Origin of the sequence: Halococcus salifodinae DSM 8989, from assembly GCF_000336935.1 — an archaeon.
Taxonomy (GTDB): Archaea; Halobacteriota; Halobacteria; order Halobacteriales; family Halococcaceae; genus Halococcus; species Halococcus salifodinae.
On the sequence record NZ_AOME01000015.1, the window covers coordinates 47,602 to 59,379 of the forward strand.

An 11,778-nucleotide genomic window follows, 5' to 3' on the forward strand; every position below is an offset into this window, starting at 1 on the left:
TCGCCAGCGAGTGGCCGGATCGGCGGTAGTAGTTACATGACCAGACGACACACCCGACGAGACATGATTCGACGAAAGAACGATGAGTAGACTCACCTACTTCGCAAAGCGGATCGGGCTGATGATACCGGTCGTGATCTTCGGCACGTCACTGACCTACCTCATCCTGTACGCCGGCCCGATCAACCCCGCAGTGGCGATCGTCGGCCCGAGTGCGGACGCGGCACAGATCAGACAGATCGAACAGCAGCTCGGTCTCAACCAGCCGCTCTGGGCACAGTACTTCGATTTCCTCGGACGGATGCTCACGTTCGACTTCGGTCAGTCGTGGGTCATCAATCCGAACACGTCCATCGTCGACGTCATCGCCCACCGAGTCCCACGGACGATCTGGCTCGGTTTCTGGGCGATCCTGCTCCCGCTGTTCATCGGGATCCCGCTCGGCTTCCACGCGGGGCTGCACCCGAACTCGTGGAGTGATTACCTCGTTTCGCTTGGCGGCATCGTCTGGCGTGCGGCACCCAACTTCTGGCTCGCGGTCATCCTGTTGTTGGGGCTGTCGAACTCGGAGCAGTATCTGTTCGGTTTCAACTGGAAAACGTTCCTCGTGGACACACCACAGCTGATCGGCGCGCCACCGCTCGGCTTCCTCTCGGATCCGCTCGGCGCGATCACGAACCCGGGAGAGTGGTGGACGCAGTTCCTCGCAGCGTTCAAGCGGATCCTCCCGGCGGCGTTCGTTCTCGGTTCGGCATCACTCGGGAACGAACTCAGGATCGGCCGCACCGCGATGTTGGAGACCAAGAACTCGAACTACGTCGAGATGGCACGAGCGAAAGGCGTGAGCGACCGACTACTCGTCTGGAAGCACATGTTCCGGAACGCGCTGATCCCGCTGGTGCCGGTGATCACTGCGGAAGCGGGTCTCCTCATCGGCGGCTCGATCATCGTCGAGGAGGTGTTCTCGATCAGCGGGATCGGACAGCTGTCGTTCCAGGCGATCATCCAGGGTGATGTCCCGCTCGCAGCGGCGCTGACGTTCATCTTCGTGCTGCTGTACGTCGTCATCAACATCACTCAGGACTTCCTCTACACGGTCATCGACCCGCGAGTCAGCTTCGAAGAATAACAATGAGTCAGAAACTTACCCAAGAAGACGAAGGAATCGGAAGCCGGATCCGATCGAATCCACGGCCGGCGTTGGTGTGGGTGTTCGGTGCGCTCGTGTTGCTCGCACCCGAGTTCGGTGCGATAGTGCATCTCATCACGGGAGCCATCCCGGGTATCGGTGCGGTCGACCTCCCGACGCTGCTCTCGCGTGAGCTGATCTCGAACCAGGGCTACCAACTCCCGAACGGCAGTTGGGAGGGGACGTTCCTCGGCCTCTCAGCGGCGGCCGCGTGGACGGTGCGGGTCGTCCTCATCTACGCGTACGCGTTTGCATGGCTCGGGTGGCTCTGGTACGGCTATCTCACGTTCCGCCGGAACTACCGGTTCGCCGACTGGACGCCGACCGACGACCGGATCGACCGGCTTCGCGACCACCGCTGGGGGCAGTTCGGCTTCGTCGTGGTGTTCGCGTTCGTGATGTTTGCGATGTTCGCCCCAGCACTCGGTCCGACGACACTCGAAAGCAACATCGTCGATCCGTACAGCCACGAGGTGACGTACTACGACGACGAGGTGGGCGAAGTCGCGACCGCCTCGGTCGGCACGGCGAACCTCGCCTCACAGTCACAAGGGACCCCTGACGAGAACTACGGACTGTGGAGTTACGACGAGTACGATCGGTTCCACCCCGCAGGAACGATCACGAACGGCAAGGACATGTTCACGTTCTTAGTATATGGGGCACGGATATCGCTGTTCATCGCGCTGAGTTCGACGCTGCTCGCTGGCGGGATCGCGCTCGTGCTCGGTCTGATAACGGCGTACTACAAGGGACTCGCGGATCTCGTGACCGTCGTCGCCAGCGACGCGTTCGCGTCGATACCGTTCTTGCTGTTGCTGATCATGCTTTCGGTCGTGCTCAGCGACACGTGGATCGCCAACGTCTACAACGGCGCGCTCCTCCTCGTGTTCATCTTCGGCCTGTTCTTCTGGCCGGGCTACTGGCGGACGATCCGTGGTCCCGCGTTTCAAACTGTGGAGAACGAGTGGATCGACGCCGCGAAGAGCTACGGTCAGGCACCGTTCACGCTAATGAGAAAGCATATCGCGCCGTACGTCGTGAGCTATCTCCTGATCTACGCGTCACTCGGGCTTGGCGGGATCATCATCACCACGGCTGCACTGTCGTATCTCGGGCTCGGCATCACCGCACCGACGCCCGAATGGGGCCGACTCGTCAATCTCGGCCAGCAGTACGTTCCGACGGTCTCGTGGCACATCTCGATCATCCCGGGGCTCGCGATCGTGCTGGTCGTGACCGGGTTCAACGCGCTCGGTGACGGGATCCGCGACGCGATCGATCCCGAGAGCGAAGGGAGCACCGAAGGTGGCGCTGCCGCCGCCGGAGGTGGCGGATGAGTCAGCACCAGGCGAGGCGATCGACGCGCGGGGACGGGGAGACCGTCCTTTCGGTCGAGGAACTCCGGACGGCGTTTTTCACCGACAAGGAGACGATCTACGCCGTCGACGGCGCGAGCTTCGACCTCCGGCGGGGCGAAACCGTCGGGATCGTCGGCGAGAGCGGTTCGGGCAAGAGCGTCACCGCGCGCTCGATCATGGGACTGATCGAGTCCCCCGGCCGTGTCCTGGATGGGAGTTCGATCAAGTACCACAACCCCGAAACCGTCGAACGGCTCGCCGACCAGTTTGCCGGCGAAGTCACGTACCGTGACGGCGACGGCGAGCCCGAGGGCGATGGCTGTATCGTCCTCGACGACGACGAGGGGACGAACGGAACCCGCGGCTACGTCGACCTCGCACGTGCGCCTCAGAAAGTCGTCAAACGGACCCGTGGCGGCGACATCGCCATGATCTTCCAGGACCCACTGAGCAGCCTCAATCCCGTCTACACCGTGGGCAACCAGATCAAGGAGGCGCTCAAGCTCCACCGAGATATGAGCGGGCGCAGCGTGACCGACGAAGCCGCGGAGCTGCTCGAAGCCGTCGGGATCCCCGACGCCAGGATGGCGCTGCGGGAGTACCCCCACCAGTTCTCCGGCGGCCAGCGCCAACGGATCGTGATCGCGGTGGCCTTAGCTTGTGATCCCGAGGTGCTGATCTGTGACGAGCCCACCACCGCACTCGACGTCACGATCCAGGCTCAGATCCTCGATCTCCTCGACGACATCCAGCGCGAACGCGATCTCGGGATCGTGTTCATCACTCACGACATGGGGGTGATCTCGGAGATCTCCGACCGCGTGAACGTGATGTACGCCGGCGAGATCGTCGAGACCGCACCGGCAGAGACGCTGTTCACCGATCCCGCCCACCCCTACACCCGAGGGCTTCTCGAAAGCATTCCCGGTCGAAATCCGGGTGCCGATCGGCTCACGACCATCGAGGGCGACGTTCCGACCCCGAACCAGCCAGCGACCGACTGTCGGTTCGCGCCCCGGTGTCCCGAACAGTTCGACGCCTGTACCCAGGTTCATCCAGAGTCGGTCTCGGTCACCGAGGCCGCGACCGATCACACCACGGCCTGTCTGCTGTACCCCGACGACCGCTCGCGCGAGGACGCAGTCGACCTCCACGAGCGCCGCGGACGCGGGGACACGGACGACGAAGCCAACCGAACGGAGGCACGACGATGAGCCAGGAGATCACCGCGACCGACGAACGGCAGCGCTCGGACGCCCTCGTCGAGATCGACGGGCTGAAGACCTACTACGAGAGCGGCGGTATCCTCGGCGGCGATCCGGTCAAGGCCGTCGACGACGTCACGTTCGACATCCGTCGCGGCGAGACGCTCGGGCTGGTCGGGGAGTCGGGCTGTGGGAAAACCACGCTCGGCCGGACGCTCGTTCGGCTCGAAACCGCCACCGCCGGCGACGTCAGCTACGACGGCACCGACATCACGACGCTGTCGGGCGGCGATCTCAAGGAGTGGCGATCGAACGCCCAGATGGTGTTTCAGGACCCCGATTCGAGCCTCAACGACCGGATGACCGTCGGCGAGATCATCCGCGAGCCGCTCGACGTCCACGCCCGTGGCACGCGCCGCGAGCGCCGCCAACGGGTGCAGGAGCTGCTCGAAACCGTCGGGCTCCAACAGCAACACTACTATCGGTACCCTCACCAGTTCTCCGGCGGCCAGCGCCAGCGGATCGGGATCGCCCGCGCGCTCGCGCTCGAACCCGACTTCGTGGTGCTCGACGAGCCCGTGAGCGCGCTCGACGCGTCGGTGCAGGCGAAGATTCTCAATCTCCTGGAGGATCTCCAGGACGATCTCGGGCTCACCTACCTGTTCATCGCCCACGATCTCTCGGTGGTACGGCACATCTGTGATCGGGTCGCAGTGATGTATCTCGGCAACGTCATGGAGATCGGGCCGGCCGATGAGCTGTTCGCCGATCCGGCGAACCCCTACACCCACTCGCTGCTGTCGGCGATCCCGGACACCGATCCGACGACGAGGATGGAAGACCGGATCACGCTCCGCGGGACGCCGCCCAGCCCGCGCAATCCGCCGGAGGGGTGTCCGTTCACCACGCGGTGTCCGGCGAAGATCCGGCCCGAGGAGTACGCCGACATCGACGACGACGTCTGGGAACGCATCGAAGTGTTCCGCGAGGTCCTCCGTGAGCGGGCGCGCACCGATCGATCGCTTTCGGAACGCGCGAAGGAGCTACTCGGAATGGAGACGCGCTTTTCGGATCTCGACGAGGCCGAGGCCGAGACGTTCGACGATGTCGACGTTCCCCCGGGCGTCCAAACCGAGCTCGATCGCGCCGCCGAACTCGCCCACGAGGGGAGCGAGAGCGACGCACGCGAACATCTGCGCGACACGTTCGGCAGCGAGTGTGACCTCGAAGCACCGACCCACCACGAGGTCAGCGAGGCGGGTCGCCAGAGCCTCTGTCACCGACACAAACCCGAGCACGACAGCCCCGCGGCGTTCTTCGAGGGACACTCCGTCGGCGATCGATGAACGACGACCACCCTCGTCAGAGGCCGGGCGAGGGGGCGACGAGGCGCGACCAGCCACCGGTACTGCTGCTCAAGCTGCTCGATCTCTGTCTCTACGGCCTCACGATCGCGATCGTCCTCGTCTGTGTCGCGACGGTCGTGAGCTTCGCGTTCGGGGCCGGTTGGGGCGGGAGCAAGTATCTCCTGTTCGTGATCGGATTCTTGCTGTTCGGGCTCGGTGCGATCGGAATGCGTCCGAAAGGAGCCTGGAAGGACGACGACGACGATGACGACGAGGCGCGACGCGTATCGAGCGACGACGAAACCAGATTCCAGGCGTTCGTTCAGTCGATCCCGCCGTTGCGACGGTACGAACTCGACCCCGACGACCGGCTCTCGCTCGCCGCGAAGCTGTTCGTCGGAAGTCTGCTCGTGCTCGGCGCGTCGTTCGCCATGGAGACGGTGTTCGGCATCAGGATCTGAAACCGGCGAAGCGTGATCGCTGAAACGGCGTCGTCGGGCAGCTCCTTGTCACGCATTAGCGATCGAGTGAACGGCATCGAACAGCGACCGTTCGATCGGTTCTACGACGATTAGTCGACCGGGAAAACGTGTTCCGATAGCATCGGTTCGACGCGTTTATATTCCGGTGGTATGTACTCACATAGTATGACGCCGGATGCGACCGCCGCGGCGGCACCCGTCGTGGCTGACGACATCATGGCCTCGGTCGACGATGACGGCAGTGTGGAGCGGTTCGTCATCGCCGACATCTCCCGCGACGACGCGTGGGTTGCGATGGCGCTCGACGGGGCAGCATCGCTTCCGGACTGGCGATAGGGCTTTTCGCGGGTATCGACGGCACTCCTAACCGTTCGACGAGCCGCTGTCAGTGACTGGGGAGCGGCAGCGTTCTGACCTGTTCTTCGTGTCGTGCGTCGTGAAGCACCAGCTCCGAGATCGTCCACTCGATCGGTTCGACCTCGACGGCCGCGAGGTCGCGAGCGCGGTCCGTGGAGCCGCCGCGGGCGAGGGTCACGTGGGGAACGTACTCGTCGCCTTCGAGGTCGGGGATCGGGTCGAACGCCGCGACGAGCCGTCGATGGATGTCGTGGAGACCGGGGCTCTCGATCGCGACGTACGCCACTGGGCCAGGCCCACGAACCGGGGTCTCGAACCAGTCGATTCCCGTCGCACGTGCCTCGACGGCTGGTGCGCCGGCGAGTGCACGGCGCACCCGTTCGAACAGTCGATCCGGCGCGAGGTCGTCGGCCTCGAAACGCTTGCACACGAGCGTGTGGCGCTCGCGGACCCGATCGAACCCGACGAGGCGGGGGTGGAGAGTGGCGGCGAGACGTTCGATCCCGCCGGGAATCGGGACGTTGAGGCTGTACACGACCACGCTCGGCGCGCCGGCGTGATGACGATGACGGTCACGTGGCGTGGTCGCACGGAGTGAGTGGTGCAATCGTTGCCGTCCCAGAAGGGTTTAATATCCCCGCCGCCCCAGCTACAGGTACATGACGAGGACCCGCCGCACCGGCTCGCCCCGCGCTGCCGGCGCGTCCCTCTCGCTTCGACCGCGACGACCGGGCCGTTAGGCCCGCACAAACTCATTTCTCCGACTCGTTTCGCTCCTCAGCCCCCCACCCGAAGGGTTCCGCTGGGCGAATTTACGACGACACCGAACAACGACGACACCATGACACCCCCAACCGAATCCACACAGCAATCGACCGATCGCGTCGCGCTCGCCTTCTCCGGCGGGCTCGATACCACCGTCTGCGTCCCGCTCCTGAAAGAAGAGTACGGCTTCGACGAGGTGATCGGCGTCACCGTCGACGTCGGCCAGCCCGAAGGCGAGTTCGCCGAAGCCGAGGAAACCGCGACCGCGCTCGGTCTCGAACACCACGTGGTCGACGCGCGCGAGGCGTTCGCCGCAACCTGTTTCGACTCGGTTCGCGCGAACGCCACCTATCAGGGCTACCCCCTGGGAACGGCGCTCGCACGGCCCGTGATCGCCCAGGCGATCCTCGACGTCGCGCTCGCTCAGGACTGTGCGGCGCTCGCCCACGGCTGCACCGGGAAGGGCAACGATCAGCTCCGGTTCGAAACCGTGTGGCGTGGCTCCGATCTCGACGTGATCGCGCCCGTCCGCGAGCTCGGACTCACCCGCGAGTTCGAGCAGGAGTACGCCGCCGAGCGCGATCTCCCCGTGGAGGGCGGCGACGGCGGCGCGTGGAGCATCGATACGAATCTCTGGAGTCGCTCGGTCGAAGGGAGCGATCTCGAAGAGCCGAGTTACGTTCCCCCAGAGGACATCTACGACTGGACCCAGCCACCCGGGAAAGAAATCGAACTGCTCGACATCGAGTTCGAAGACGGCTATCCGATCGCGCTCGATGGCGAGTCGATGGAACCGATCGCACTGATCGAGCACCTCAACGAAGTCGCGGGCGCACACGGCGTCGGCCGGACCGACGTGATGGAAGACCGGATGCTCGGGCTGAAAGTGAGGGAGAACTACGAACACCCCGCAGCGACGGTTCTCCTCAACGCCCACGAGGCGCTCGAATCGCTCGTCCTCACCAAAGAAGAGCGGAGTTTCAAGAAACAGATCGATCACGAGTGGGCAGAGAAAGCCTACGAGGGACTGCTCGCCGCGCCGCTGGTCGACGCCTTGGAAGGGTTCATCGCGTCGACCCAGGAGCGCGTCACCGGCACCGTCACCGTGAAACTCGAAGGTGGTCAGGCCCGCCCGGTCGGTCGCGAGAGCGAGTACGGCGTGTACTCCGCGTCGGCAGCCTCGTTCAACACCGCGGACGTCGGCGGCGGAATCGAGCAGGCCGACGCCACGGGCGTCGCGAAGTACCACGGCTTCCAATCGCGCCTCGCGGGAAGCGTCATCGACGACGCGAACGCGACGGCAGAAGCGGTCGCCGACGGCGGGACGACGGCCGAGAGCGAGAACGGAGCGACGGCGGACGACGAAAACGGAGACGAGTGAGATGAACGGAGAGGAGAGCGACGTGGTCCGGCGCGATCGGTTCAGCGGCGGCCCCGCCCGCGCGTTCCTCTCCTCGATGGATCACGACGAGCGGCTCTTTGAACCCGATCTCGCGGTCGACCGCGCCCACGTGGTGATGCTCGCCGAACAGGGCATCATCGACGAGGCGAGCGCAGGCGCGATCCTCGATGGGCTCGCCGACGTCGAAGCGACGGACTACGACGCGCTCGACGGCGAGGACGTCCACGCCGCGATCGAAACCGCGGTGATCGAGCGTGTCGGCGAGGCGGGCGGCCGGATGCACACCGCCCGGAGTCGGAACGACGAGGTGGCGACGTGCATCCGGTATCGGCTGCGCGAGGAGCTGCTCGACGCCATCGACGCGACGCTCGTGCTCCGCGAGGCGCTCGTCGAGGCGGCACGCGAGCACGTCGAGACGCTGATGCCTGGCTACACGCACCGCCAGGCAGCCCAGCCGACCACCGTTGCACACTTCCTGTGCTCGTACGCCCAAGCGCTCGAACGCGACACGGATCGGTTGCTCGCGGCCTACGACCGGACGAACCGCTCGCCGCTCGGTGCGGCGGCCTTTGCGGGCACGCCGTTCGACATCGATCGCGAGCGGACCGCCGACCTGCTGGGGTTCGATTCCGTACTCAACAACTCGATGGACGCGGTCTCGACCCGAGATTTCCTCGTCGAGGCGGCGAGCGCGTTGTCAGCTTGCTCACTCACGCTCTCGGGGCTTGCGACCGACCTGATCGAGTTCGCGGCGGACGAGTATGTGGAAATTCACGACGACTACGCCTCGACCTCTTCGATCATGCCCCAGAAGAAAAACCCCGATACGCTCGAACTCGTCCGCGCGGCGGCCGGGAACGCGAGCGCGGGACTGAACGGCCTCCTGACCACGCTGAAGGGGCTGCCCCGGGCGTACAACCGCGACCTCCAGGAGGCGACGCCCCACGCGTGGGCCGCCGTCGATGCGGTCGCCCCTGCAACCGAGGTGGCCGCGGGCGCGGTCGCGACCGCGACGTGGAACGAGGACGCGCTCGACGCGGCGGCCGGCGACGGGTTTGCAACTGCGACCGGCGTCGCCGACCTGCTCGCGGCCAATGGAGTACCGTTCCGCACGGCCCACGAAATTTTGGCCCAGGCTGCCGAAAACGACGGAGACTACGCCGCCATCGAAGCGGCCGCCGACGCGGCACTCGACGAACCGCTCTCGGCGGTCGTCGAGCGCGAGGCGATCGAAGACGCGCTCGATCCCGCGGCGAGCGTGGCGAGCCGCGACTCGGTCGGCGGTCCCGCACCCGAGGCAGTCGCGGCGGCGCTCGACGAGGCGTGGGCGAAAATCGAGGACGATACCGACCGCCACGACGAGCGGCGCGATCGGCTCGACGCCGCCGCCGCAGTGCTCGAACGGGAGGTGAGTCAGTATCGTTGAGCGACCGCCCCCGCGAGGGGGACGAATTCATCTCGTCGGCGACGACGAAACGCTCGAACTGCCCGATTTCGACCCCGAGAGGCCACAGTACGTTTTGTAAAATATCAAACAAGTTCGAAGGGTTTAAGCGGATACACGGGTGAGGGTGGCACATGGCGAACTGTCCCGAATGCGGGGGCGAGGTGTCCCTGCACGACGACGCAGAAGTCGGAGAGATCATCGACTGTGGAACCTGCGGAGCCGAGCTCGAAGTCATCGACACCACCCCACCGGTCCTCGAGACGGCCCCCGAGCTCGAAGAGGACTGGGGGGAGTAAGAGTGGAAATAGGCGTCCTCTACTCTCGGATCCGTCACGACGAGAAGCTCCTGCTCGGTGAGCTCCGGGAGCGCGGCCACGAGGTGACGAAGATCGACGTCCGCGACCAGCGCTTCGATCTCACCGAGCCGCCAGCGGCGTTCGCCGACGTGGATCTCGTCGTGGATCGGTGTCTCGCAACCAGCCGGAGCCGCTATGCGACCCGCTTCCTCGCCGCGTACGGCATCCCGGTCGTGAACGATCCGGACACTGCGGCGGTGTGTGCGGACAAGGCCGAGTGCAGCCTCGCGCTCGCGGGGGCCGGCGTGCCGACGCCCCGGACGGAGGTCGCCTTCACGAAGGAGAGCGCGATGGAATCGATCGAGCGGTTCGGGTATCCCTGTGTGGTGAAACCCGTGATCGGCTCGTGGGGGCGGCTGCTGGCGAAGATCGACTCCCGGAGCGCGGCGGAAGCGATCTTGGAACACAAGTCGACCCTCGGGCACTACGAGCACAAGGTGTTCTACGTCCAGGAGTTCGTCGCGAAGCCCGGCCGCGACATCCGGGTCGTGGCTACTGACGGCGAGCCCGTGGGAGCGATGGTGCGCTCGTCGGACCACTGGCTCACCAACGCGGCGAAAGGGGCCGACACCGAGGAGTTCGACCTCGATAGCGAGGCCCGCGAGCTCGTCGCGCGCGCGAGCGACGCCGTGGGTGGCGGTCTCTTGGGAGTCGACCTGATGGAGACCGACGATCCCGACGCCGAACACTCCTACACCGTCCACGAGGTGAACCACACGGTCGAATTCAAGGCACTCGACGGCGTCGCCAACGGCGACGTACCAGCGAAGGTGGTCGACTGGCTCGAAGAGAAAGCGGAGACCACAAACGAAACTGCGGTCGCGGCACCATGACCCACACCGCGTCGGTCGTCGGCGCGAGCGGGTTCACCGGCGGCGAACTCCTCCGGCTCCTGCGGGGCCATCCCGAGTTCGAGATCGTCCAGGCCACCAGCCGCGAGTACGCGAACAAGACCGTGGGATCGGTCCACCCCAACCATCGGGAGCTCGATCTGCGGTTCAGCGAGCCCAGCGATCTCGACGAGGTGGACGTGCTGTTCGCCGCGACGCCCCACGGCGTGTCGATGGAGCACATCGACGCGTTTCGGGACGCGGCGGACACGATCGTCGATCTCTCGGCGGACTTCCGACTCGACAGTGAGGAACAGTACGACGAGTGGTACGACGGCCACAGCCGGCCTGAACTGCTCGACGAGTCGACGTACGCACTCCCCGAACGCCACCGCGACGAACTCACGGGTGCGTCGCTGATCGCGGCGGGCGGCTGCAACGCGACCGCCGCCATCCTCGGGCTCGGTCCGCTGTTCGACAGCGGGACCCTCGCGGGTGACGAGCGGATCGTGGTCGACGTGAAAGTCGGTTCGTCGGAGGGTGGAGCAGGCGGTGGAAAGGCGTCTTCCCACGCCGAGCGCTCGGGGGTCGTGCGGCCCTACGCCCCAACGGGCCACCGCCACGAGGCCGAGATCGAGCAGGAGTTCGGCTGCGAGACGGCGTTTTCGGCCCACGCGGTCGACATGATCCGCGGCGCGGCCGCGACCTGTCACGTCTTCCCGAGCGAGCCGGTGTCGACGGGCGACCTCTGGAGTGCCTACCGCGAGGCTTACGACGACGAGCCGTTCGTCCGCCTCGTGGCCGGTGGTTCGGGCGTGTATCGCTACCCCGAACCGAAGGCGGTCGCAGGGTCGAACTACGCCGAGGTCGGGTTCGAACTCGATTCGAATAATGAGAGGATCGTGGTGTTCGCCGCGATCGACAACATGATGAAGGGATCGGCGGGCCAGGCGATCCACGCCGCGAACGTCGCCCGCGGGTTCGACGAGCGCGCAGGGCTCGACTTTCAGGGACTCCATCCAGTGGGGGCACCCTGAC

The 11,778-nt window shown here is 65.6% G+C and carries 12 protein-coding genes; 11 read left to right on the top strand and 1 reads right to left on the bottom strand.

What is annotated here, in order from left to right; translation table 11 throughout:
• Positions 1-82 precede the first annotated feature (82 nt).
• The 6 genes from C450_RS03235 (at position 83) to C450_RS22280 (ending at position 5,919) form a co-directional block, all read left to right on the top strand.
• The gene (locus C450_RS03235; RefSeq protein ID WP_005039955.1) at positions 83-1,129 is read left to right on the top strand and encodes an ABC transporter permease; all 1,047 of its coding nucleotides are present in this window, start codon (positions 83-85) and stop codon (positions 1,127-1,129) included.
• Between the two features lie 2 nt (positions 1,130-1,131).
• Complete coding sequence (locus C450_RS03240) at positions 1,132-2,529, top strand: ABC transporter permease (RefSeq protein ID WP_005039957.1); 1,398 nt, start codon at positions 1,132-1,134, stop codon at positions 2,527-2,529.
• On the top strand, positions 2,526-3,764 hold the full coding sequence (locus C450_RS03245) for an ABC transporter ATP-binding protein (protein WP_005039960.1): 1,239 nt from the start codon (positions 2,526-2,528) through the stop codon (positions 3,762-3,764). The genes C450_RS03240 and C450_RS03245 overlap by 4 nt, the downstream gene beginning before the upstream one ends.
• Positions 3,761-5,101 carry an ABC transporter ATP-binding protein gene (locus C450_RS03250; protein ID WP_005039961.1) on the top strand — a complete coding sequence of 447 codons (1,341 nt, stop codon included), beginning with the start codon at positions 3,761-3,763 and terminating at the stop codon, positions 5,099-5,101. Before C450_RS03245 ends, C450_RS03250 begins: the two co-directional genes overlap by 4 nt.
• Entirely contained in the window at positions 5,098-5,562 is a 465-nt protein-coding gene (locus tag C450_RS03255; RefSeq protein WP_005039963.1) for a DUF7555 family protein, read from the top strand. The genes C450_RS03250 and C450_RS03255 overlap by 4 nt, the downstream gene beginning before the upstream one ends.
• Positions 5,563-5,748: 186 nt before the next feature.
• A complete protein-coding gene (locus tag C450_RS22280; RefSeq protein ID WP_005039965.1) occupies positions 5,749-5,919 on the top strand; it encodes a DUF7556 family protein in 171 nt (56 codons plus the stop codon).
• A gap of 49 nt (positions 5,920-5,968) precedes the next feature.
• Here C450_RS22280 and C450_RS03260 read toward each other — a convergent pair whose 3' ends face one another.
• Complete coding sequence (locus C450_RS03260; RefSeq protein WP_049909816.1) at positions 5,969-6,475, bottom strand: 2'-5' RNA ligase family protein; 507 nt, start codon at positions 6,473-6,475, stop codon at positions 5,969-5,971.
• Between the two features lie 306 nt (positions 6,476-6,781).
• Here C450_RS03260 and C450_RS03265 point away from each other — a divergent pair, with 306 nt between their 5' ends.
• From C450_RS03265 to argC, 5 genes are all read left to right on the top strand, one after another.
• Positions 6,782-8,086, top strand: a complete 1,305-nt coding sequence (locus C450_RS03265) for an argininosuccinate synthase (protein ID WP_005039969.1) — start codon at positions 6,782-6,784, stop codon at positions 8,084-8,086.
• A gap of 1 nt (position 8,087) precedes the next feature.
• Positions 8,088-9,533 carry an argininosuccinate lyase gene (argH, locus tag C450_RS03270; RefSeq protein ID WP_005039972.1) on the top strand — a complete coding sequence of 482 codons (1,446 nt, stop codon included), beginning with the start codon at positions 8,088-8,090 and terminating at the stop codon, positions 9,531-9,533.
• A 152-nt stretch (positions 9,534-9,685) separates the two neighbouring features.
• Entirely contained in the window at positions 9,686-9,850 is a 165-nt protein-coding gene (gene lysW, locus C450_RS03275) for a lysine biosynthesis protein LysW (RefSeq protein WP_005039974.1), read from the top strand.
• Positions 9,851-9,852: 2 nt separating this feature from the next.
• Entirely contained in the window at positions 9,853-10,743 is an 891-nt protein-coding gene (gene lysX / locus C450_RS03280) for a lysine biosynthesis protein LysX (RefSeq protein ID WP_005039976.1), read from the top strand.
• Positions 10,740-11,777, top strand: a complete 1,038-nt coding sequence (gene argC, locus C450_RS03285; protein ID WP_005039978.1) for an N-acetyl-gamma-glutamyl-phosphate reductase — start codon at positions 10,740-10,742, stop codon at positions 11,775-11,777. Before lysX ends, argC begins: the two co-directional genes overlap by 4 nt.
• Position 11,778 lies beyond the last annotated feature (1 nt).